Source organism: Salinibacterium sp. SWN139, assembly GCF_015864625.1.
In the GTDB taxonomy this organism is placed as follows: domain Bacteria; phylum Actinomycetota; class Actinomycetes; order Actinomycetales; family Microbacteriaceae; genus Rhodoglobus.
Genome location: NZ_JADYWV010000002.1, coordinates 47,969 through 71,009, shown reverse-complemented (window position 1 = coordinate 71,009; position 23,041 = coordinate 47,969). Strand labels below are relative to the sequence as shown.

General features: G+C 59.5%; 21 protein-coding genes and 1 tRNA gene. 8 read left to right on the top strand and 14 right to left on the bottom strand.

Annotated elements, in window-relative coordinates; all coding sequences use genetic code 11:
• Positions 1-239: 239 nt before the first annotated feature.
• Entirely contained in the window at positions 240-890 is a 651-nt protein-coding gene (locus I6E74_RS05475) for a M23 family metallopeptidase (protein WP_231604806.1), read from the top strand.
• Positions 891-928: 38 nt separating this feature from the next.
• On the opposite strand, the gene I6E74_RS05470 is transcribed toward I6E74_RS05475, so the two are convergent.
• A complete protein-coding gene (locus I6E74_RS05470; protein ID WP_197123782.1) occupies positions 929-2,710 on the bottom strand; it encodes a hypothetical protein in 1,782 nt (593 codons plus the stop codon).
• Between the two features lie 328 nt (positions 2,711-3,038).
• On the opposite strand from I6E74_RS05470, the gene I6E74_RS05465 reads away from it, so the two are divergent.
• The 3 genes from I6E74_RS05465 (at position 3,039) to I6E74_RS14810 (ending at position 4,502) form a co-directional block, all read left to right on the top strand.
• Positions 3,039-3,290: a hypothetical protein gene (locus I6E74_RS05465; RefSeq protein WP_197123780.1), complete on the top strand. Its 252-nt coding sequence runs from the start codon at positions 3,039-3,041 to the stop codon at positions 3,288-3,290.
• A gap of 239 nt (positions 3,291-3,529) precedes the next feature.
• Positions 3,530-4,108, top strand: a complete 579-nt coding sequence (locus tag I6E74_RS05460; RefSeq protein WP_197123778.1) for a hypothetical protein — start codon at positions 3,530-3,532, stop codon at positions 4,106-4,108.
• A 67-nt stretch (positions 4,109-4,175) separates the two neighbouring features.
• The gene (locus I6E74_RS14810) at positions 4,176-4,502 is read left to right on the top strand and encodes a phage major capsid protein (protein WP_197125181.1); all 327 of its coding nucleotides are present in this window, start codon (positions 4,176-4,178) and stop codon (positions 4,500-4,502) included.
• 1,001 nt (positions 4,503-5,503) lie between these two features.
• Here the strand turns inward: I6E74_RS14810 and I6E74_RS05450 are convergent.
• Positions 5,504-7,429, bottom strand: a complete 1,926-nt coding sequence (locus I6E74_RS05450; protein ID WP_197123776.1) for an AAA family ATPase — start codon at positions 7,427-7,429, stop codon at positions 5,504-5,506.
• 251 nt (positions 7,430-7,680) lie between these two features.
• Positions 7,681-7,753 (bottom strand) — tRNA-Lys (locus I6E74_RS05445).
• A 71-nt stretch (positions 7,754-7,824) separates the two neighbouring features.
• Here I6E74_RS05445 and bcp point away from each other — a divergent pair.
• A complete protein-coding gene (bcp, locus tag I6E74_RS05440) occupies positions 7,825-8,304 on the top strand; it encodes a thioredoxin-dependent thiol peroxidase (RefSeq protein ID WP_197123774.1) in 480 nt (159 codons plus the stop codon).
• Here the strand turns inward: bcp and I6E74_RS05435 are convergent.
• Positions 8,301-8,720 (bottom strand): hypothetical protein, encoded by a 420-nt coding sequence (locus I6E74_RS05435; RefSeq protein WP_197123772.1) that lies wholly within the window; start codon positions 8,718-8,720, stop codon positions 8,301-8,303. The two genes, bcp and I6E74_RS05435, sit on opposite strands and share 4 nt — an antisense overlap.
• Positions 8,721-8,904: 184 nt before the next feature.
• Here I6E74_RS05435 and I6E74_RS05430 point away from each other — a divergent pair, with 184 nt between their 5' ends.
• Positions 8,905-9,153 carry a WhiB family transcriptional regulator gene (locus tag I6E74_RS05430; protein WP_009772809.1) on the top strand — a complete coding sequence of 83 codons (249 nt, stop codon included), beginning with the start codon at positions 8,905-8,907 and terminating at the stop codon, positions 9,151-9,153.
• 134 nt (positions 9,154-9,287) lie between these two features.
• Here I6E74_RS05430 and I6E74_RS05425 read toward each other — a convergent pair whose 3' ends face one another.
• Genes I6E74_RS05425 through I6E74_RS05415 form a run of 3 tightly spaced genes read right to left on the bottom strand, consistent with a single transcriptional unit; the run spans position 9,288 to position 12,678 of the window.
• On the bottom strand, positions 9,288-10,787 hold the full coding sequence (locus I6E74_RS05425) for a sensor histidine kinase (RefSeq protein ID WP_197123770.1): 1,500 nt from the start codon (positions 10,785-10,787) through the stop codon (positions 9,288-9,290).
• A gap of 9 nt (positions 10,788-10,796) precedes the next feature.
• On the bottom strand, positions 10,797-12,029 hold the full coding sequence (locus I6E74_RS05420; RefSeq protein ID WP_197123768.1) for a regulator: 1,233 nt from the start codon (positions 12,027-12,029) through the stop codon (positions 10,797-10,799).
• Position 12,030: 1 nt separating this feature from the next.
• Positions 12,031-12,678 (bottom strand): SAF domain-containing protein, encoded by a 648-nt coding sequence (locus I6E74_RS05415; protein ID WP_197123767.1) that lies wholly within the window; start codon positions 12,676-12,678, stop codon positions 12,031-12,033.
• Positions 12,679-12,797: 119 nt separating this feature from the next.
• On the opposite strand from I6E74_RS05415, the gene I6E74_RS05410 reads away from it, so the two are divergent.
• On the top strand, positions 12,798-13,079 hold the full coding sequence (locus tag I6E74_RS05410) for a helix-turn-helix domain-containing protein (protein ID WP_197123765.1): 282 nt from the start codon (positions 12,798-12,800) through the stop codon (positions 13,077-13,079).
• A gap of 35 nt (positions 13,080-13,114) precedes the next feature.
• Here I6E74_RS05410 and I6E74_RS05405 read toward each other — a convergent pair whose 3' ends face one another.
• Entirely contained in the window at positions 13,115-13,714 is a 600-nt protein-coding gene (locus I6E74_RS05405; protein ID WP_197123763.1) for a hypothetical protein, read from the bottom strand.
• 150 nt (positions 13,715-13,864) lie between these two features.
• On the opposite strand from I6E74_RS05405, the gene I6E74_RS05400 reads away from it, so the two are divergent.
• The gene (locus tag I6E74_RS05400) at positions 13,865-14,353 is read left to right on the top strand and encodes an Rv3235 family protein (RefSeq protein ID WP_197123761.1); all 489 of its coding nucleotides are present in this window, start codon (positions 13,865-13,867) and stop codon (positions 14,351-14,353) included.
• Between the two features lie 100 nt (positions 14,354-14,453).
• Here I6E74_RS05400 and secA read toward each other — a convergent pair whose 3' ends face one another.
• The 6 genes from secA to mtrA all read right to left on the bottom strand — a co-directional run bounded on the left by secA (position 14,454) and on the right by mtrA (position 22,969).
• Positions 14,454-17,261 (bottom strand): preprotein translocase subunit SecA, encoded by a 2,808-nt coding sequence (gene secA, locus I6E74_RS05395; protein ID WP_197123759.1) that lies wholly within the window; start codon positions 17,259-17,261, stop codon positions 14,454-14,456.
• A 161-nt stretch (positions 17,262-17,422) separates the two neighbouring features.
• Positions 17,423-18,121 carry a ribosome hibernation-promoting factor, HPF/YfiA family gene (gene hpf / locus I6E74_RS05390; protein ID WP_197123757.1) on the bottom strand — a complete coding sequence of 233 codons (699 nt, stop codon included), beginning with the start codon at positions 18,119-18,121 and terminating at the stop codon, positions 17,423-17,425.
• Positions 18,122-18,166: 45 nt separating this feature from the next.
• A complete protein-coding gene (locus tag I6E74_RS05385) occupies positions 18,167-18,937 on the bottom strand; it encodes a ComF family protein (protein WP_197123755.1) in 771 nt (256 codons plus the stop codon).
• Between the two features lie 63 nt (positions 18,938-19,000).
• Positions 19,001-20,677 (bottom strand): LpqB family beta-propeller domain-containing protein, encoded by a 1,677-nt coding sequence (locus I6E74_RS05380; RefSeq protein WP_197123753.1) that lies wholly within the window; start codon positions 20,675-20,677, stop codon positions 19,001-19,003.
• Positions 20,670-22,283, bottom strand: a complete 1,614-nt coding sequence (gene mtrB / locus I6E74_RS05375; RefSeq protein WP_197123751.1) for an MtrAB system histidine kinase MtrB — start codon at positions 22,281-22,283, stop codon at positions 20,670-20,672. The genes I6E74_RS05380 and mtrB overlap by 8 nt, the downstream gene beginning before the upstream one ends.
• 5 nt (positions 22,284-22,288) lie before the next feature.
• Complete coding sequence (mtrA, locus tag I6E74_RS05370; protein ID WP_197123749.1) at positions 22,289-22,969, bottom strand: MtrAB system response regulator MtrA; 681 nt, start codon at positions 22,967-22,969, stop codon at positions 22,289-22,291.
• Positions 22,970-23,041: the final 72 nt, after the last annotated feature.

Genomic DNA, 23,041 nt, shown 5'->3' with positions numbered 1-23,041 from the left:
GCGAGCGCCGTGAATTACTGTTCCCTGAGTACTGTTCTCAGGTTCATCCCGTATTTTTATGGACTTACTCGCCTGTCTAACCGCATCGAAGCGGTTTCGGCGAGTGTGCTGCAGTTCGCACCAATCAGGCTTGCATTTGGCTCTAACCCACGTCTCACCAACGAGAGCGGCAAGCTTCGACACGATTGTGCCTTCCCCCCGACGCAGCCCACCTTTCAGACCCCAACCAAGGAACGCTGTTGAAACGAACAATTACCATGCTCGCCGTAGGGGCGATACTCGTCGGCGGCACCGTTCCGGCAGCTCTCTTTCCCACCCAGGATGACGATGTGTTCGTTGCGGATCCCGCGACCCTCGCCGCTCTCCCTGCGTCCGCCGCCAGCGAATCACCCCTCGACAATGTGCAAACGTTCGCTTCTCCTGCGACCGGTCTTCCCACTCCTGTCGTTCGCGACAGCTACGACGTCGAACAAGTTCAGCAGCAAGTCGTTGTCACAGCCGCTGGCATTTCTGGCACCCTCGAACTGTTCCCCGCCAACGGCGAAATCAACGACGGTTTCGGATACCGCGGCGAGGGAGAATTTCACGGCGGCATCGATATCATGGCTGCCGAAGGATCCGACATCATTGCGGCATCCCCCGGCACAGTCGAGAGCGTCACCTACGGAGGCGGCTGGGGCCGTCACGTCATCATCGATCACGGCAACGGAATCAAAACTCTCTACGCTCACATGATCGAAGGCTCAGAAGCAGTCGTCGCTGGCCAGTGGGTAGCCGCGGGAGCTCTCCTCGGATCGGTTGGCAACACCGGCTACTCAACGTTCCCGCACCTTCACTTCGAGGTCTACGTGTTTGACACTCGTGTCGACCCCTCACCATGGCTGCCCTAACCCCGACGCACATTCGCGCCGGGGCAGGACTGCACTGATTACGTGAGTTCAGCATCCATTCGGCGACGCACGACGATGGCAGCGCCACCGAGCACGATCATGCTCAGCGGCAATAGCCACCAAGCACCCGCACTACCGCTACTGCCGGTGTAGGCAAGAGTGGGCAGTTGAGCGGTCACGACTTCTGGAGAGACGCAATCGTCGCTGCTCGGCACCTCGAATGCGAAAGCAGGCGGGTCACTCCAATCGAATTCGAGACCGTTGGGCTCCACCACTTGGGCAGTCACCACCACCGAACCGGATGCTGCTACCGGGTACGTTCCGGCCACGATGCCGGCAGTACCATTCACCGTGAAGGTCACCAGTGCGGGGTCATAGCCTGCAGCCACACCGAGCGTGTAGCTCCCTGCCGCATCGCAGCTCGCTTGCGAGAACGTCACCGCCGGCATCACGAGACCCAAGGTCACGAGATCACACTCGGGACTGGATGGATCGAGCTGTGGATCGAGCACTCCGCTAAAGGTCATCGTGGTTGAAGCACCGGCTGCCAGGATTGCGGGGCCAGCGGCGGGGAACTCGGCGCCTTCGGTTGCGGTTGCCGTGACGCTATAGTCAGCCGGACCCTCGGGGTCGATAATCTCACCCCAAGTAGCGTTCACCACGGGGCCCAGAATCAGTCGCTGTGGTGCATCGCACGTTGCTTCTTCGAAGCTCACCGCAGCGGTTGCCACCATCGCACCACCCACTTCGGGGCAGCTATAACGCTCATCTGCCGTCAACTCACGAGTCTCTTCAACTCTGCTCTCGTTGACCTTGATCGTGCCATAGAAGAATGAGCGCACGGTCGTGATCGTCGCGTAGCCGTCAGCGCTCACGCTGGGGCATATGACCTCGGTCGAACGTTCGACCACCATTGATGCACACAACGAACTGTCGTCACTGGCCACAATGAACGAAGGTGCCTCTGGGTCGAAGTCGCCAGAATCGTTCACGTCGGGCCCGAGATCACTCTCCTCAACGAGTACGGGTTGCGGGCCTTCCTGCAACACCCAACCACTGGGATGGCTATCGCTCGCCGCGAACTGGCAGACGTAGACCTCAACGGGCGGAGGGTCGCAGGCACGTAATTCCTCAGCGGTGAGGGGCCGAGTGCTCTGTGTCTGGGTGAAATCCACCTGAGTGCTGCCGTAGAAGAGTTTTGTCGAAGTAGTGACATTCACGATTCCGCCGTACTGGTAAGTAGGGCACGTGACCTCTTCGTCGACGATTACTTCCGTGTGAGAGCAGAGGCTCGCATCGTTGCTAGCAACGACGAATGAGGGTTGGCGATCATTGAAACTACCCGTGTCATTGACGTCATCGCCGAGCGCATTGATGCTCACATGAATGGGCTGTTTGCCTGATTTGAGTTGGTAGCCCGCCGGCGAGTTATCGCTCGACACGAACTTGCACACCCAGACCTTCACGTTTTTCTGCGGGCGGGATTGCTGCTCGGGCTGCGTTGAGGGAGCAGCTGCTGCCACTGGCTCTGCAGCGGAAGGGATATCGACGGCTGCCGCCGATGGTTCGGGCGCTGGAGATTCTGGTGAAGCGTCACCAACGGGCTCAGCCGGGGATGCCGGCACTGACGGTGGCTCGGGAGAGGCAGCAGGCGCCGGAGCTTCGGGCGCCTCCACCGGGGTATCGGTGATGGGTTCGGTCACCGTCGGGTCGTGGGCGGGTGCTTCATCGGCAGCAAATGCGGGTGCGGATACGCCGAGAAGTGCACCGGTCATGAGGGTGATGCTGGCAACTGTCGCCAGCAGTTTCTTAATGAACATGTGTGGCAGCTTTCTGCAGGGGGAATGCGTTTCGACGCATCCGCACGCAACTGCAGAATCGTGGCCGCCATTGGCTCACGACAGGGAGTGCGAGCGCATTCACGGGGGTGAACTGCGCCGCTGGGGAGTGATTCGGGGTACCACCTTCTTCGTCACCATCGGGGATGACCGGAGCGGGCCGGTCTGGTGTGCCCAACAAGCTAGCACGCCCCCCATAAGGAGGACAATAGATATTTTTCACCATCCCGTTCGACCGGCTCCCGTCCGCAACCCTGAGCGCTCCCGCTCAGCGATCAACGAGACAACTAACGCTGCCGCGAACGTTCGGATGATCCAGGCCAACCTTTCAAGCGCTGCTTCGATTCAGGATGCAGCAGCCGAAATCTCTACGCACGACCGTCTCGATTCCCTCATCAACGATGCCGCCGTGTTCGATCTCGCTCAGAAGTCAGCCGCCTTCAGCCCCGAGGGCCATGAGCTATTCTGGGCCACTAATCGCCTCGGGCCGTTCGCCCTTACCGCACACGTGCCGCCCCAGCCCATTGTCAGCCGCATCCGAGTGCTAGCCCGTGAGGCTTAGGACGGCACGGCTCGCGTCGCAACCTGCACAATGCCGCTGGCTGACGTCCACCTCGACGTCGACGATGCTGCTGCCACATCAGCGCCCAGCTCGCGATCTCAGCGCACGCGCTCGTCCGCGGAACGGAAATGCCACAACAGATGCCCTCAAGTGGGTCTGTTGACCTCGGCCGAACCCCGGACGACAGAAATCTTGTCCGACACCTCGACCGATGCCCTGCAACCATTAGCATCGAGTCCATGACCGTCGATTTTTGGGACAAGCTCCTCGACATCCCCTTGGGACTCGCCACAACCTTTATTGGCATATATCTGGTTTACTTGTCGGCTCGGCCGAGAGTCGAGTTCAATAACGTCATTGGAGCATCACACCGCCGCCATGAAAATCGTCGCTACCGGATCATCCTTCGCGTAAATAACCGACTGCTGCCCGTCACCTACCTGCAAGTACGAGCGGCGTTGAACGTAGCATCACCTGGGCGACAAACTGCCGTGCCGATACCGCTGTCACGAGACACATGGTTTGGAGTTCGTCGGCCAAAAAAATCATCGCTCTGGAACGCAACGCCCAGGCTACTTCTAGATGAGATTGATTGGTGTCGACATCTGCCACCGCGACTCTCACCCCCGAAATACGGAAAGAATCTTGAAGTCATTATGAGAGATCTCAATGCCGACCTGATTGTCACAGTACTCGCTACTTCAGCGGTTTTTGGTGTTTCTAAGGTCTACCGGCACGTATATACGTTCAAGGACATCACCGAAACGGCTAAAAACTCTTCCCGACGCCGAAAACCAAAGTTGAAGATTCGAGGGTAACGTCGAAGGCTCGGCGCGACGTTCTCTTGCTGCCGCCGAAAAGCTTGGCGTAGCGCTCTCTGCCTTCATCACTGACCCGGTCACTGCATCGGCTCTGGCCAAGCTCACGACCGGCACAGGCTCAAACCTGCCTCTCTTCGGAGTCGGTGCCACAAACGGAATCGAACGTAACATTCTCGGAGTACCGCTCTACGTCAGCTCATCGGTAGTGCAAGGAACGGCGTGGGGTCTGGCACAAGATCGCGTGTACAGCGTCCTGCGCGACGATGTCTCCCTTGTATTCGACACATCCGCCTATTTCAGCAAAGACCAGACAGCGATCCGAGCCGTCATGCGCCTAGGCTTCGGATTCGTTCAACCCGAATCTGTAATCAAGATCAAAGCCTCTGCCTAACAAAGACCGGGAGCGCGGGTCACGGTTGACCCCGCCGCCGCGCTGGATACTCCGTGAGGTGGATGTCTGGCGCGGCGACTCCCCCGCCCGGGTCTCCCGCTGCGTCTCCTATTCGCAGCGGGAGATCCGAGCACCAACCAACGCGCTACGCACACACGTTTCCGATTCCTTGTGAATAGAGGGGGGCACTCCACCCCCTCCCCCGCCCCTCGCGCTGACCGCTTCGCGTCCTGCCTCTCGCTGTGCGCGCGGGTCTGGGAGAAGTAGCGCCTGCCCGACAGACACCACGATTGGAAAACCATGCCCCGACTCTTTTCCGGCCCGCCTCTATCGGCGGTGCTCGACCGCGCCCTCCGTAACGACTTAGCCCAAGTGCACAGAATTAGCACTTCCGGTCAACGACCACGCGAGGAAGACGACTCTCTCTCAGACGCCGAGGTCGCGGTATTGATACTGGAACGTCACGGTTTTCATCCGCCTACGGTGCGATGGGGCGACCTCGTGATGAGCACCCGGTTAATACTTGTGTTGACGTCCACAGCTCTGACCGGCGGGCCCGCGACTTTCGTTCACGGGACGCGTCTGTCATTCACAGTCCCTTTCTCCGGGTCTACGGCAGCATTAACTGCCCGTCCACGCCGTCACTACGTTGCCTGGAGCCCGGACGTCAATGTCCGAGGAAATGAATCAAACGGGATGCTCACCTTGCCCTCGATGGTCGGCAAATCCGCCCCAACCAAGTGCAGTGGTACCGCGAGGATCTCCGTGGGGCGATCGACGCACATCTCGAATACGTTTCTCTCGAACTCAGCCAGTGGAGACGAGAAGCAACTGCCGTAATCGAACACGCAATTTCTACCCGCGCTAATCGCCGTAAAGTTTCAGCCGAGTTGCGGCGGGACATCGAACTCTAAGCGAACAAATCGGGTCCTCGCGTCCGCGCAACGGTGCTGCGGGGCTACTGGGCCATCGAGACAGGATGTAGCGTCGCACCCTCGTCGCTAATTACTGAGGAACGTATTGATCTTCTTGAAAAGCTTTTCGGCTCTATCTAGCGTCGCCTCGTTTAGCTTGCCGACGTACTTTGGCTGCCCCCTCAGCAGCGCAGACGCTGGCGCGAAATGGTTGAGACGACCGCTGTTGACAGAGTTCGTCCTGAAATACTCCTCGACACGACCAACGAGCCGCTCTCCGCTCGATAAGTCTCCGACTTTTAGCCTCTTGTTTCCTAGCGCTCCGGCATACGCGTCGCTCACTAGATCGACATAGAGACTCGGCTCGAAAAGATCTTCCACATCGGCGACGGCAGCGCCGACGATTTCACCGATCGACACGACGCCTGCTGCGCCGAGACGGCCCGTCTTACGCAAGCGATCGATCGTCCCTGAATCTTCGAACGGAGAGTCTGCAAGAATCGCAGCGTTCAGCCGGTTCGCCCCAAGTAGCGTCAAAAACGCGGGCAACTTTGACGCTCCGCCAACAGGCGTTATAGCCCAACGCGGGTCTAGGCCCACTCGCTCTACAGACAAGAGTGCATTCGACAGGACTTCGAGGTAGATCACATCAGACGGCCCCTCAACGAGTAAGACATCCGGCGCGACGAAAAGGGTTTGGGCAAGCTCGACGCCAATCGCGGCGTGAAGGGGGAACGACGTTTCCGCATCGGAATAGAGCACGTCAGATGACACCTTTGTACCCTGGTTGTCCACATCCACGACCGTTCGCACCCGACCAAGCGCGTGGGGGTTGATCATGAACGGGGAGTGCGTCGAAAAAATCACTTGGTGACTCGGCGCGAGACGTTCGTCGATAAACCGCAGTAGGTCCGCCTGCGCAGACGCATGCAAGTTGATTCCTGGTTCGTCCAACAGCAAGATTAACGGTTGCTCCGCCTCGGCTTCAAGCTGCGAAAAATATGCGAGGAATGAAAAGAACCAGACAAACCCGCGAGATCTCTCATCAAACGGCACAGTCACTCGGTGCCGCTGATTTTCGACGCGGATCTGGAGAAGGGGCGCTGCGTTTAGGGGCGGTAGAGCACCCGTCTCGGCGACACCGATCGGAGTCAACTTGACTGCGAGGTTTTTGTTCTGGGACCAGTATTCGAAAACTTCGTCGGAAATGCTGTTTGAAGCATTCTCCAAATCGCGGATCAAGTGTTCGTGCGTCTCCGGCTCAAGAAAATCCTCTAGCGTCACACCGGCCATGCTGAGAAGCGACATCACTCCCAGCTCACCCCTGCTTGCTTCGTCCTCGTCACGCTTCCGAATCAGGTCAGGAATGGATACCTTCCCCGGCATAGTGTCGTAGTCCGAAAAATATACGAACTTCGGACGCCTTTGAGCAAGGGCGCTTATTATTGCCGACACTAGGTCTTCACCCCGCCACCCTTTGATAGTGGCTATTGCTGCGGCGATTGGCGCGGCTGGCGCCTCGATTGGAACAAGTATCTCGAGCAGCTCAGCAGTGGTCTTTGCAGTATCGATGAGCTTCTGAATTGCGGACGGCGCGTCTATTTCTCTCGCTAAAAAAGCGACGGCCCCAATTTCGTCCACCTGGATCCCGCTCCAAGTGGTGCTGGTATACCCATAACCGTTCGTGACGGCTACGTCTCGGCTCAACAACACATCAGGCCCGAACTTCTTTTCTATGAATTCCATGTCGTCGTCGGAGAGCTCATAGGTAAGCACGGTGACGGGGATCTTAGGGTTGTCCTTGCGTTCTCTAGTTAGACGGCTAGGAAAGTCGATCCCCGCGTCGAACTTCGACGATTTTTCAACCGGATGACTCTTATAAATTGCTTGCAATACTGCAGATTTTCCGGATTCGTTCTTGCCAACCATGCAGGTAACGTCGGACTCGATGGCGACATCGCTTCCGTCCTCGATGCTGCGGTAGCGGCGGACGTTGGCACTGATCAGCTTCATTGATTCAACTCCGAGTTCGGGAACGACTGTATTCAGACGATACCGGAGATGCCCTCAACAATGCACGGCCGGGGCACTCAATCGAAGAGACTCTAGGCGCTCGACCTCGATAGAAGCGCGATCGCGAGAGCAAGCTATTGCACGTGTATTGCACGATCAACAAAGTCAATCGGGTGGAGGTCACACAAGGCTAACCGCTACGGAACGAAAAACCCCCGCGATCGCAATAATCGTGGGGGTTTTTCTCGAAGTGCACCCCCCCGGACTTGAACCGGGAACCCACTGATTAAGAGTCAGTTGCTCTGCCAATTGAGCTAGAGGTGCGTGGCTTGGTTTTCCCTCTCAGGGCAACCGAGGAACAACGTTACCATGAGTTAAAGCGACTAAGGAGCACAATGACCACTGAATCTTCTCGACTTGCCGCCGGCACCCCCGCACCGAGCTTCACACTGCCCGATCAGGACGGAAATTCGGTGTCGTTGAGCGACTTTTCTGGCAAGAAAGTGATTCTTTATTTTTATCCAGCAGCCATGACTCCCGGATGCACGAAGCAGGCCTGTGACTTCCGTGATCAACTCGGCTCGCTGCAGTCAGAGGGCTATGTCGTGCTGGGCGTTTCTCGCGATACTCCCGAGAAGCTCACGAAGTTTCGCGAGCAGGAAGCACTAACTTTCCCCCTCCTCAGCGACCCCGACCACGCGGTGCACGAAGCGTATGGAGCCTGGGGCGAAAAGAACTTGTATGGCAAGCAGGTTGTTGGCGTCATCCGATCCACTTTTGTGATCGATGAGCAGGGAGTCATCACGCTCCCCCTCTACGCCGTGAAAGCGACCGGGCACGTAGCGTCGTTGCGCAAAAAGCTCGGACTCGACTAACCCTCGTCGCGGGTGGTTGCCGCAAGAACCGGCTTCGTGAAGAGCAGCACTAAGACCACGATTGCCGGGGTGAGCAGCAACCATCCCACGTCTTGCCGAGCAAATACCCCTTGGAAACTGCCGATCGCCACTGAGATCTGCAGCACCTGCCAGACGACGGCGGCGCCGCGAATCCACGGTTGTTGCCGCAGGGCATTGATACCAATTACGGCTACCCACACTGCCGCGATCGCGGTCAGCACAGTGAGAGCGATTGCACTCGGATACGACTGCGGAGTTTCAGCCCCCAGTTCGAAGACCAAATACCCCAGAGCAGCAAAGAGCAGGGCACTTTCGAGGAAGATCACTATCGCCAGCGCAATCAAATACGGATGATGACGCGACGTTTTCTCTTCTCGGACAAGTTCGTCTACCATTCGCTCCCCGTTAAATCGCTGAAAGACCATTGCTTTGCCTTTGACGATATGCGATTCTAGTTGAGGTTGATTTCTGGCTCCCAGTGTTGCGAGCGAGACCCACACAATTTCTCAAGCTCGACGCCGATCAGGGCGTAATTTTTTTGTGCGCTCGAGCATCGCAACACACTGTAAGGAGCAACAAATGGACTGGCGCGATAACGCTGCATGCCTCACCGCTGACCCGGAGCTATTCTTCCCGGTCGGAAACACCGGTCCGGCCGTTGACCAGATTGAAAAAGCAAAAGCCGTCTGCGGTCGCTGCTCGGTAACTGAAATGTGCCTCCAGTACGCACTTGAGACCAACCAAGACTCAGGCGTCTGGGGCGGACTCAGCGAAGACGAGCGTCGCGCTCTCAAGCGTCGCGCCGCACGCGCACGCCGCGCTTCCTAAGCACCTCTCGCCTCGGGCCGTGAGGCCTACCGACGCGACTAACTCTGCAGATCAAATTCTGCGCTATTTGTCGCGCCCCGGTGAGACAGCCACCACTTTTGAGTGAGCACCGCCCGAATCGACGTCTCTCTGCCCTACTTGACGCGAGTCAGCCAGGTTAGCGGGATGTCGATGGTCACTTCGGTGCCGCTGCCGACGATCGTGTGCCAGTCGATGGTTCCGCTGAGCTCTCCCTGAATGAGAGTGCGCACGATCTGGGTGCCAAGGCCTTCGCCGACGCGTCCTTCGGCTAGTCCTACACCGTTGTCGCGCACCTGCACCGTGAGTTTGTCTGCCGTGCGTCGCGCATCGATCTCGACGGTTCCGTCGGCCCGTCCGGCAAGGCCGTGCTCAACAGCGTTGGTGACGAGCTCGGTGAGCGCCAGAGCTAGTGGCGTTGCGTACTCGCTCGGCAGGGCACCGAAGCTGCCCACGGATGTCGGGTGCACCGTCGTGTTGTGGCTCGATGCCACTTCGGCGATGAGCTTCAAGACGCGGTGGAACACCACGTCGAAGTCAACGTTTTGGTTGAGCCCCTCCGACAAGGTGTCGTGCACAACAGCGATCGCGGCGACGCGACGCATGGCTTGGCCGAGCGCTTCTCGCGCGACTTCGCTGTGGGTTCGGCGTGCCTGAATCCTCAGCAGCGATGCGACGGTCTGCAGGTTGTTCTTCACCCGGTGGTGAATTTCACGGATCGTCGCGTCTTTGGTGATGAGTTCACGTTCTTGGTGGCGAACCTCTGTCACGTCGCGGCACAGCACGATGGCGCCAACGCGTTCTCCGCGGTCGCGAATCGGAATGGTGCGCAACGACACAGTCACACCGCGCGCTTCGATGTCGGTGCGCCACGGAGCACGACCGGTGACGACTAGGGGAAGCGACTCATCCACTTCTGGCTGGCCGGCGATCAGAGTGGTGGTGACTTCAGCGAGTGATTCCGCTTCAAGTTCTCCCGAGAAACCGATGCGGTTGAATGCAGACAGCGCGTTGGGACTTGCGAAGGTCACAAGACCATCAACATCCAGACGGATCAGACCATCGGATGCTCGCGGTGCACCTCGACGCGGTGCCGCTGGTGCTCCCATGTCGGGAAAGTCGCCGGCCGCGATCATGGCGAAAAGGTCATTCGCGCAGCCGTTGAAGGTGAGTTCTTGACGTGACGGGGTGCGGGCATCGCCCAGATTCGTGTGCCGGGTAATTACGGCAATCGGCGTTGCTGTTGTCTCGTTGCCCGTGGCCGTGAGCCGACGCATCACGGGCACAGCGCGCACGCGGGTCGGAGTTTCTTCGTACCACGCGGGGGCAGCTGTATCGACGATGCGAGCAGTCTCGAAGGCCTCGGTGACCTGCGCGTGCCACTCCGGTTTGATCTTCTGTCCAACGAAGTCGCGGTAGAACAATGTCGCCGAGCTGCTGGGGCGAGCGTGAGCGACGGCGACGAACTGACCATCATCGCTGGGAACCCACAGCACGATATCCGCGAACGCTAGATCGGCGAGAAGCTGCCAGTCGCCGACAAGCATGTGCAGCCATTCGATATCCGCTTCGCTCGAATGGCCCTGCTCTTGGACTAGATCACTGAGAGTCGACACCTCTACAGGTTACCCGCGTGCCAGCATCCTCCTGAACATTGACCGCTGAGCAGCTGGCTCAATCTCGTCGGGCACGAGTCTCGACGTCACGAGATCGCGGATCGCAGCGCGCGCTGGCGATCGCGGTGCAGCATCCACAAGGGTCTTGCCGCTGAGCACGGCGCCATCGAATCCTGAGAGGTCGTGAGGCACCAGAATCGGATGCTCAATACCGCCGAATCGCGAAAGTGTTTGGGTGATTTGGCCGTGCGGGTTCATGCCGCTGGCACTCACTCGGATCTTGTTCATGACAACGCTCACGCTGCGGGTCGTCACTGTCTCGAGCAGATCGACATGGGCGCGCAAGAACCGCGACAATCCAACCGGATCTGCAGAGCCAACCGCAATGACATGATCCGCGGCTCGTACCGCCGTGACCGCGGCCGCGTTGCGCCGTGGGGCGAAAAGGTCACTCGTGATCTCTTCGTCGTTTTCTAAGCTCGAACTCGTGTCGAGCACGGTGTAGTCGACCCACTGACGACACTGAGCGATAGTCGCACCTACGCGCTCCGAGGAGAGTTCGGGCCAGCGACTAGGGCGCCCGATGCCCGTGAGCACCCAAAAGCCGCCCAGAGGCGACTCATAGCGCTGCCCGATGCGCCCCAGTTCTTCGGTAGTAAGCGTTTCAGTGCCCGCCAAGCGGCACGCCGCCGCAAATCCGGGAGCCTCATCGAGCATGCCAAGCGCAGGTGCCACCGAAGCCCCATGAGTGTCCACATCGGCGAGCGCCACGCTGTAGCCGAGCGCAGCAAGTTCGGCGGCAACGGAAATGGCAATGGATGTTCGGCCAGGGGCACCGCCCGGACCCCACACCGCGACGACTTGCCCGAGCGCACTGCGCTCAGGAGCCGGAGTTTCTGAGCTCCACTGGGATCGCGAAAGAAGAGCATCGAGGCCCGCCCACCCCTCGGCCGCCTCCACAATGTCGTACAGCCCTAAATCGCTCGCGTAGCGCTGTTCACGCTCGCTACTGGCGATCGCGACGAGCCGCACGCCAGCCTGATCGCAGGAAGCAATGAGCCGATCCGTGAGATATCGAGCTTCCGCCGCGACAAGCGCAATATCGGCCTGAGCTCCGGCCACTCGCGATGCGAGCTCCGGGGCGCTCACCGCCCGCAACACAATCTCGTGGCCGTGATGCCCAGCATCAAAAGCGAATTGATCTTCAAGATTCACAGGCATCGCGAGAGCAAACGCTGTCATCTCAGCCCTCCGCAGGAAGATTCGCCGGGATGACCGACAGCACATCGCCGTTAGCCATCGCCTCGAGTAAACGAGCAACACGCGAGCGCGGCACCAGCAACTCAATCGCACTACCCTGCGCCGAGGACACAAGCGAATCATCCTCGACCAAACGGACCACGACTGCCCCCGAGATGATCACTCCTGGCGCGCCATAGCCGCCGTCCTCTGCCTCAGCGCTTGCCCAAACATCCACCGACGCTCCCGTCTTCACGGTCGCAGCCAGCCCGCCCTGAGGAGACACCACGACAGAGGTCAATGAGAGGCCATCATGGCTCCCCAGAGAGGATGACGGAACCAATTCCCCTGCCTCAATGGGCCTGGTCGCAATAAACCCTTCCGCTGGCAACTCCCCCCGAGCGATGTACTGGTCCGTCGCCTCGTTGAGCTTGACGCTGCGGATCACCAGATCGGAGCTCATGACTCGATCACCCGGCGTCAGCGACGATGCTGCGGCATACACCTCGGTGGAATCGTCTGACGCCGCAACAATCGCAACGACGCCCACCACCGAGGCCACAACGAGCACAACACCGATAGCTAATCGCGGGTCGAGAGCGAACGCTCGCGCACGCGCTTGGGACTGAGTTCTGCCGGAGCGGCGGCTCATAGCGCACACTCCCCACGTCGGGTGTTGATCATGGCACCATGGTTCGTTACGGCCCTGAAGTGGCGCGATAGTTATCCACACCAACCCTATTCACAGCTTTATGCCCGCATAATCGATGCATGAACGCGATCAACCCAGCAGAGGGCCTCGGGAGATTTCTCACGCTGGCTGACACTGCCGAAGTGCTCAGCGTGTCTCCGCACGAAGTTCTTGAACTCGTGCGTTCCGGCGAACTGCCCGCAATCAAAGTGGGCAGCAAAGGTCAATGGCGCATCGAGAACTCAGTTCTTGAGTCATACATCGAAGCTCTCTATGAAGAAACTCGTCGTATGAGTCTCTGGAACCAGTCAGACATCGCCACGGTCACCGAGGTCAACTTCGGTGAGCAGCGCGCGCGCTAATAATCTCGGCGCTGATCGCCGTGACAGACCACACGCTACGGTCGAACGAGCACCACGCTCGTAAACGGCACCAAGCGGTACTCCGAGACTGCAGCCTCCCGGCGCACTGCTCCACGCTCGTGCACCGCGACATCCACGTGGTCACGGCCGACGCGGTCAATCGTGCCGTGCACCTCACCCGCGACCAACACCAACGATACAGCGCGGCGCCGCCGACACAAATCGCGAAGCACGTAGCTGAGGCTCAACCGCTGCGAGAGACTCGGATGCCCGTTGGAAGGCGTAGTCGCGAGGCTTGGCGTGATGTGAGCCGCCCCCATCGAGATGCCCGCCAGCGCCGCGAACGGAACGATGCACTGGCCTGGGCGGCCGCTTTCGTCAACGAGGTCAGCTGACATCCAATCGCGGCCGATGATAACGGGGCGCACCACGACGCGGGTGCCCGTGATCAACAGCACCGAAAGGGTTAGCGGCGACTCTGCACTGCTGCGAGAGTGGAGCGCCATAATGCGGTCGCGGATGCTGAGCCGCCCCAGTCGCAGCCGTTCCTCTTCCGCGTCAATCTCGAGATCATCGGCGGTTAATTCGCGCTCGAGCTGGCTCTCGAGGTCGTCAAAGAGGTTGTCCCAGCGCATGGGTTGACGGTACTCACGGTGGCCTCGGGCTCCGAAATGTTATCCACAATTGAAAATTGGTCATAGACAACTGGTCTACTTCCTGATTAAGTGTGGTCTACCCCCTTATGGGGGTAAACATCGCCGTCTTGACCTTTTACCCGGGAGATCATGAGTACCGAGCCACTTCCCGCCTCCTTACCGAGTGTGGAAATACCCCCACAGGCGCGCCAGCGCACTGGAACCCTTCCGTCGAAGGTCATCCGGCCCCGCTTCGTTCCCGACGAATTTTTTGGGCACCAGCCGACCCCAAGCGCCGAGCTACCTGACCCCGCTCCCCTCGTTGAGAACCTCACTCGTTGTGTGATCGAGGTTCTCGCCGGCGCGCGCGACCTGGAGCAAATCGCTCGCTGGGTCACTGATGACGTTTACCGTCACCTCCTCAAGCGCACCGTGCTTTCGGCTCGCGCCCGCCGCGCCAAAGGCCAGCCCGTTACTCGGCCCAGCTTCAGCATCGGCTCAATTCGACTCTGCGAACCTCGCGATGGCGCGATCGAAGCTGTGGTCATCGTCCGTGGTCGTGCCCGCACCCGCGCTGTCGCGGTGCGCCTTGAAGGCCTCGACAAGCGTTGGCGAGCGACCGCTATCAACGTGCTGTAGTTTCACACCCCTACAGCGCACACAAACGAACGCCCCACTCAACATGAGTGGGGCGTTCGTTTGTTAAGAGCCGGCATTCAATTGCCCGCCTGAGTTCGTGCTACTTCTTGCGCTTCTCCTGCGCACGACGCTGCGAGCGGTTCAACGGCGCTTCGGGAGCAGCGCCCTCGGATCGCTGACCGAACGCGCCACGATCGTTGCCCTGGGGCTGAGCCTCCTGCTGAGGAGCAACCTTCGGCTGACGCTGCTGCGCCTGAGCCGTTGCCGCACGCTCAACCTGGCCGCGATCGTTGCGAACCTCAACCTCACCCGACGCATCAGCGCTTGGCGCCGAATAGCTGAGTTGAGTTGCCGGTGCTGCCGGTGCATCCAACCCGCGCGCCTGAACAGTCGTTGCTTCTCCGCCGCCATTGACTTCGACATCAAGGTTGAAGAGGAAGCCAACCGTTTCTTCGCGGATCTGGCCCATCATGCTTTGGAAGAGAGCGAATCCTTCACGCTGGTACTCGACGAGCGGATCACGCTGGGCCATAGCCCGCAGACCAATACCGTCTTTCAGGTAATCCATCTCGTAGAGGTGGTCGCGCCAGCGGCGATCGATAACACTCAGCACAACACGACGCTCGAGCTCACGCATGGCGGTCTCGCCCAGTTGCTGTTCGCGGCGCTCGTAAGCGATCACCGCATCCGAGTGAACTTCCTTGGACACGAACGCGCTCGTCAGCTTGCCGCGCGCACTGCCCTCGGTGAGCACCTCGTCGACAGTGATACCGACGGGGTACATCGTCTTGAGCTCGGCCCACAGTCCCTCGAAGTCCCACTCCTCGGAGTGACCCTCAGCGGTGTGAACGTCAACAACCTCGGTTACGACGTCTTTCAAGAAACGCTGAACGCGATCCTTTAGGTCGTCTCCCTCAAGGATGTGGCGGCGGTCACTGTAAATTGCTTCACGCTGACGGTTGAGAACATCGTCGTACTTGAGAACGTTCTTGCGAATCTCAGCGTTACGGGATTCAACCTGCGACTGCGCACTGCGAATGGCGCGGCTGACGACCTTGGACTCGATAGCGAGATCATCGGGAACCGACGAACGCCCCATGAGCGCCTCAGCGGCACCGCTGTTGAACAAACGCATGAGGTCGTCTTGCAGCGACAAGTAGAAGCGGCTCTCGCCCGGGTCACCCTGACGTCCGGAACGACCACGGAGCTGGTTGTCGATACGACGAGATTCGTGGCGCTCGGTTCCCAGCACGTAAAGCCCACCGACATCGATGACCTTCTTGGCTTCCTTCTCCACTCCAGCCTTCACTTCAGCGAAGACGTCGTCCCATGCAGCTTCGTACTCGTCCGGAGTTTCCGACGGGTTAAGACCGCGAGCATTCATCTCGGCAACGGCCAAGAACTCAGCGTTTCCTCCGAGCATGACGTCGGTTCCTCGACCAGCCATGTTGGTAGCAACGGTGACAGAACCGAGGCGACCCGCCTGAGCAACAATTGCTGCTTCACGAGCGTGGTTCTTGGCGTTCAGCACTTCGTGCTTGACGCCCTTCTTAGCAAGCATGCGCGAGAGCAGTTCGCTCTTTTCAACGCTCGTTGTACCCACGAGAACCGGCTGGCCGAGTTCGTGGCGCTTAGCGATGTCAGCAACTACCTGCTCAAACTTTGACTGCTCGTTCTTGTAGATCAGGTCGGACTGGTCGATGCGCTGCATCGGTCGGTTGGTGGGGATAGCCACCACGCCAAGCTTGTACGTCGACATGAACTCGGCTGCCTCAGTCTCGGCAGTACCGGTCATTCCCGACAGCTTGTTGTAGAGACGGAAGTAATTCTGCAGAGTGACGGTCGCGAGAGTCTGGTTCTCGGCTTTAACCGCGACACCCTCTTTGGCCTCAATCGCCTGGTGAATACCTTCGTTGTAGCGACGACCCTGAAGAATACGGCCGGTGTGCTCATCAACAATCAGCACTTCGCCGTTCATCACGACGTAGTCCTTGTCTTTCTTGAACAGCGCACGAGCCTTGATCGAGTTGTTCAGGAACGAAATCAGCGGGGTGTTAGCCGATTCGTACAGGTTGTCGATGCCGAGGTAGTCCTCAACCTTTTCGATACCGGGCTCAAGCACACCAACGGTGCGCTTCTTCTCGTCGACCTCGAAGTCGACCTCAGGAACGAGTTTCTTCGAGAGGTTCGCAAACTCGGTGAACCACCGGTTTGCCTCCCCCGACGACGGACCCGAGATGATGAGCGGGGTACGCGCCTCGTCGATGAGAATCGAGTCGACCTCGTCAACGACAGCGAAATAGTGTCCGCGCTGAACCATGTCGCTCGCCTGCCAGGCCATGTTGTCGCGCAGGTAGTCGAAGCCAAACTCGTTGTTGGTTCCATACGTGATGTCAGCCGCGTACTGTTCGCGACGCTCAGGAGGCGCTTGACCGGAGACGATACATCCGGTTGTCATGCCCAGGGCGCGGAAAACGCGACCCATAAGTTCAGATTGGTAGCTGGCCAAGTAGTCGTTGACCGTGATGACGTGCACCCCCTGCGCCGCGATGGCGTTGAGGTAGGCAGCGAGCGTAGCCACGAGGGTCTTGCCCTCACCGGTCTTCATCTCAGCGATGTTGCCCAAGTGCAGTGCTGCACCGCCCATGAGCTGAACGTCGAAGTGACGCATGCCCAGGGTGCGCTTTGCCGCCTCACGGACCGCAGCGAAAGCCTCAGGAAGCAGGTCGTCGAGCGACTCTCCACCGGCATAGCGTTCACGCAGTTCAACAGTCTCGTTCTTCAACTCGTCATCAGTGAGGGTGTTGAAGTCATCCTCGAGATGGTTAACGGCCGCCGCGTAGCCTTTCAAGCGTCGAAGAAGTCGACCCTCACCTACGCGAAGAGCGCGTTCTAAAACATTCGCCACCGAATACTCCCATTCTTGTCGGACGGGTCCGACGCTGGCACTGCTCGACGAAGCGCAGTCTTTTAGACGCTTACGTCACGGTAACGCGGTGCGTGCAATCAGCGCACAGCCGCGTTACCGGTTCGTAATCGTATCAACTCCAAGCCAAAAACTTGGTGTACTTAGCCGTTAGCGACCTTGCGCTTGCGCGAGCGGCCGCTTGGGACAACGTCATCTGCCTCTTCTTCGAGAGCAATAACGCCGTAATCCCAGCCCTTGCGGCGGTAGACCACACTCGGACGATCGGTCTGGCTATCGACGAACAGGAAGAAGTCGTGGCCGACCAATTCCATGTGATCGAGAGCTTCCTCAACCGTCATGTGGCTGGACGGGAACACCTTGCGGCGAATGACTACTGGCGAGTAGTCCTCGTCCCCTGGTTCCGCCTCTTCCCCCTGAATAGGAATTGCGCCGGTCGCGACCTTTTCGATCACGTCGGGACTTGCGGGGGTGATATCAACAACCGCAAAACCGCCAGCACTCGCTTCACGAAGAGAAGTGGGGCGGTGGTTTCCGCGGTGAACTTTTTTGCGATCCTTCGACTGGCGGATTCGCTCGACGAGCTTGGCCATAGCCAAATCGAAAGCAACATACTTGTCTGAACCAGCAGCTTCCGCTCGCACAAGCGGACCTGGTCCAATCAACGTCAACTCAACGCGGTCGTCTCCACTGGAACCTTTAGTTTCGTGGTGTCGGGTTACCTTGATCTCGAAGGCGATTGCCTTCTCGGCCAAGTGAGAAACCTTCTCAGACTTTTCGATCGCGTACTCACGGAAACGATCCGTGACTCCTACATTTCGTCCGTTGACGGTGATTTCCACGGCGACCTCCTAGCCATAATGCGCGGCTGCCCCGTGAGGCAGCTTCTATTTCGCGCCCTTTTCCATACCGTAGCCCTCACCGCTGGCAATGTCACGAACCGTCAGCGTTCTTGGAGTGAACCCGATGGTTGCGGCCGCGATGACCGTTCCGCCCGCAGCAGAAATTGCCCGCGCTGCTTCATCGAGTGTCGCTCCTGTGGTGAGCACGTCATCCACAATGATTACGCGGGTACCGGCAAGTGAACGCACCGCGATGAACGCGCCCTTGACGTTCGCTGCACGCTCCTCAGCGCTCAACAATTTCTGGCTGCGAGTTTTCTGAGCGACGCGAAGCGCCCGGGCGTGGCGGATCCCGGCAGCTTTCAGTACGAGCTGGACAGGGTGATAGCCGCGCGTACGGAAGGCCTTCGTGCTGCTGGGGACCGCAACGATCTCGATCGGACCTGATAGTCCCCCGACGGTCGCCGACTCGCTGAGCGCACGCCTAAGCGCCGCGAGGAGGGCACCGGAGAGCGGCCGGGCGATGTCGGTGCGGTGATGGTTCTTGAAGGCGAGCAGAACCCGGCGAACCCGATCCTCGTACCTCAGCGCGGCGTACACGCGCAGGTGCTGTGGCGTCGAGTGGATGCTCGTGTGCGCAACAAGGCTGCGCGCACATTCGCCACAGAGCGCTCGGTCGTGCCGCTGGCATCCGGCACATTCCACAGGAAGGATGAGCGCGAGAGCATCCCGCAGGGCGTCGCGCACGAGCGCACCCCAACCAGTGTTCTCGCGACCATCGTGCGGCTGTTCAGGAGGCTGCTCGTAAGGCGTCATAAAGAGAGCGTGCCGGGAGGCATCGCCCCGTTACCACGCTCCCGGATGATCCGTGGAGAGCTGCTATTGCTGCGACGCCATGAAGGAGGCGTCGAGCCCCGCGAGCACCCAGGCTTGGCTGCCCTGGGGGCGCCACACTTCTCCATCGGCAAGCACGCGGAGTCCATCGCTGTTTGTTCCTGTGCTGACAAGCTGCGTTGCCCCGTCGACGTCGCCAAGCTCACTAGACGGACCGCCAATCTCGTAGGCCGTCACCTCGGTTGAGTCAGCGCTGCCGGAGAGCGTCGCGACCGTGCTCGAGCCGACCCAGGCGGCGTCAATGGCATCACCCGCCCGAACCGGCAACGAGACCGGGTTCACGAGTTGCACCGGAACATTGCCCTGCTGACGGACGATCCCGTACACCAGCAGTTGAGGCCCAGTCGGCGTGGAGAGATACACGAGCAAACGGGCACCGTCGCGTGAGACATCCAGCGACACAATCGTTGAATCTGCCGGCAGCATCGTTTGCAACGGATGCTCTGTGCCGTCGACCTCGAATGTTGACAGCGACGTCGCTCGCGCTTCTTGCGCCGACCAGACGAACCGGAACGGGTCGAGCGAAGGCGCAACAAGGCCAGAGCGCTCATCGATCAACCGTGGAGCGACACCGACCGTCGCAAAGTAGGCGCCGCCATCGGAAGCCCGGTAAGCGACAGACAGCCTGTCGGCCGAGAGCGCCGCGCTTGTTGCACCGGCCTCGACAACAACCGAGCTCAGTTCGTTGAGTTCGCTGAGTCCGTCGCTCGTGCTGAATCCAAATTCGCTGCCGGTTCCGACAACGAGCGGCCCAGCCGACCCCGGCTCAATGACCGCAGCGCTCTGCCCCGAACTGCTGCTCTGAAAATCTCGCCCATCCACTGTCAATACGACAATGGGCGTATGCAGGGTGGCAGAAAGCTGTTGTTGCATCCGTTCGCGAGCAACAGTGTCTGCGGCGAGCGCCTCCGAACTCAGGTCAACGACAGCTCGCCCCGAGGTAAGGCTGCTGGTGGCACCCAGTGTGGTGGATGCCGGGAAAGCGGTGAGCAGCACCCCCTGTTGCACCCATGCGGAGTCCGCAGCCAACAGCGCCTGAATGGCACGGGATTGGGTGGACTCCCGCACAGCGAACCAACGAACATCCGGAATCAGAAAGGCGAAGCTGGGGTCGAAGTAGTACAGGACCTGTTCTTCGAAACTCACCTCGAAGCCGCGATCGGAGAGCACGATGCCGGGTGGCGCTACAGAAATACGCCACTCGCCAGCCACCTGCTCGAGCTCGAAAGCGAGCGTTTGCGATACCGGCGTACTCAGCTCGGAGTACACCCCACGCTCATCGATCACCGCTTGCGCCGAGAAGGAGTAGGTGAGCGTAGTCTCGTCACCCGCCTCAGCAATGGTCGGCAACTTGTCGCGCTCAAGGACCGTTGCGCTTGCTGCGGGATTCCAGGTTTCGCTCATCGAACTCGTGAGGAACTCGCGGGCAACCGAATAGTCGCTCGATGGTGATCGCACTGCGTTCATGAAGTCGGTGAGGATTTGCTCTTGAGTCGACCCCGCAACCGGGCCTGAGGCCACAATTTCGTACTGGGTGTCGTCTTGTTCATCGATGAGCGGCCCCGATTGAACGTCGCTCGAAAGCGGAACACCCACACAACCGGTGAGCGCTACCGAGACGGCAGCCAGAAGGGCGAGATAAGTCAGAGAGAACTTAGTCATTCGGGCCCTCCAGACTCGGTACGTCATCATTCGGCGGTAATTCGAGCGGCGAGGAACGCAACTCAGCGCCGCGGGCGCGCGGGATGGTGAGGCGGAAGCACGAGCCGTTGTCTCCATCCGACCACACTTCAAGCCAACCGCCGTGGAGTGCAGCGTCTTCAAGGGCAATTGCAAGGCCAAGCCCGGTGCCTCCGGTGGTGCGCTGGCGTGAAGGGTCTGCACGCCAAAAACGGTCAAACACTCGTTCGAGAGCAACTTGGCTCATGCCGACGCCATAGTCGCGCACGGCAATAGCGACCGCGTCTTGATCGCTATCAACCCACACCACAATCGGCAGTCCGTCGCCGTGGTCGATGGCGTTGCTGAGCAAATTCTGAAGGATGCGGCGGATGCGACGCGGGTCGACATCCGCTTCAAAGTAGCCACCGGGTGCCACAAGTCGCAGTTCGGATCCCTTGCTTGCCGCAAGTGACGTGAGGCTCGCGATGGCGTCTTCGACAAGGCGCACGAGGTTTGTTGGCTCGGTTTCCATATCGACGGCACCTGCGTCGTAGCGACTCATTTCGAGCAGGTCAGCGAGCAACAGCTCGAATCGTTCCACTTGAGTGTGGAGGAGCTCAGCAGTGCGGGCCGTCGCGGGCGGGAATGACTCACGTTGATCGTAGAGAACATCGCCGGCGAGCCGGATAGTCGTGAGTGGCGTACGCAGTTCGTGCGAGACATCCGACACGAAGCGTTGTTGCACTTGCGAGAGCGCAGCCAGCCGCGTGATCTGTTGCTGCATGCTCGTGGCCATTCCGTTGAATGAGCGCGCCAACGTCGCAATGACGTCGTTGCCCTGAACCGGTATGCGCACTTCAAGCTCTCCAGCGGCAAGGCGTTGGCTCGTTTCAGCAGCCAATTTTACGGGGCCAACGACGAGCCGCACCACGACGAAGGTGACGATGCCGATGAGCGCAAGCAGGGCAAAGCCGCCAAGACCGAGCGTCTGCTGCACAACCACAAGAGTGTCTTGAGTGTCTTGGATGTCGTACACAAGATAGAGCTCATATTGCGTGCCCCGGATATCGAGGGTTGACCCCACGACAAGGCCCGGATGCACAGCCCCGTCTTCGGGCTGCTCGAGCGCCACAGACTGCCAGTAGGTTCGCTGTTCGGTGGACTCCGCCACGACGTCGCGCAGCTCTTGTGAGATGAGCGACTCTGACTCCAATCCCTGAGTCTGTACGTCAGCCGGAACCCGCGGACCATCCTGATCCGGCGTGCGCAAGATCGCGTAGCTCGTGCCACCCGTGCTCGAGGCGACGCTCTCAATCACGCCAGCAAGCTCCCGCATCATGTCGTCGAGGTCTTCAAGACCAAGATCTTCATCAGCGGCATCAAACACTTGCTGGCCGGCAAGCGTTGCGTTCGCCGAAGTTCGCGTGAGCTGGTCTCGACTGGCATCAAAAAGGTTCGCCCCGACGCTTAGCGACATATAGCCCGCGATCACGGCGACAACAACCGACGACAGCAACACCGTGATTGCCACGGTGCGCACTTGAAGCGACGAGCGCCACAGAGCAGCAATACGCTGCATCCAGCCGCGCCAGTCGAATTCGAGCATGAAAGTTAGGCGCTGGCGCCGGCGCGGTAGCCAACCCCGCGAACCGTCATGACGATCTTCGGGTTATCGGGGTCTTCTTCAACCTTGGCGCGCAACCGCTGCACGTGAACATTCACGAGGCGAGTGTCTGCCTTGTAGTGGTAGCCCCACACTTGCTCCAGCAGCATCTCGCGCGTGAAGACCTGCTCGGGCTTCATCGCAAGCGCCAACAGGAGCTCAAATTCGAGTGGCGTCAGGTTGATTTTGGTGGCGCCGCGGCGAACCTCGTGGCCCGTCACATCCAGCTCAAGATCGCCGACGGTCAGAGTGCCGGTTGCGGCGTCACTGGCCGGACGCAAGCGAGTGCGCACACGCGCCACGAGCTCCTTGGGATTGAAGGGCTTGACCACGTAGTCGTCAGCCCCGCTCTCGAGACCCTTCACCACATCAGCCGTGTCGCTCTTGGCCGTGAGCATGATGATGGGCACGCCAGACTCTTCCCGGATGCGGGCACAAATCTCAATGCCATCCACGCCGGGCAGCATGAGATCAAGCAACACCAAATCGGGCGCCGCCGACTTGAAGGCGTCGTACGCTAGGGCGCCGTCTTGACAAAAAAATGGTTCATAACCTTCAGTGCGTAGAACGATTCCGATCATTTCTGCCAGGGCAGTGTCGTCATCGACTACAAGAATTCGCGGGTTCACGTGTCCTCGATACTTTCTAGCTCTCGGGCTAACAGAGTGAGAAGCTTTCGCATAAGAGTAGTCGAGTGTGAA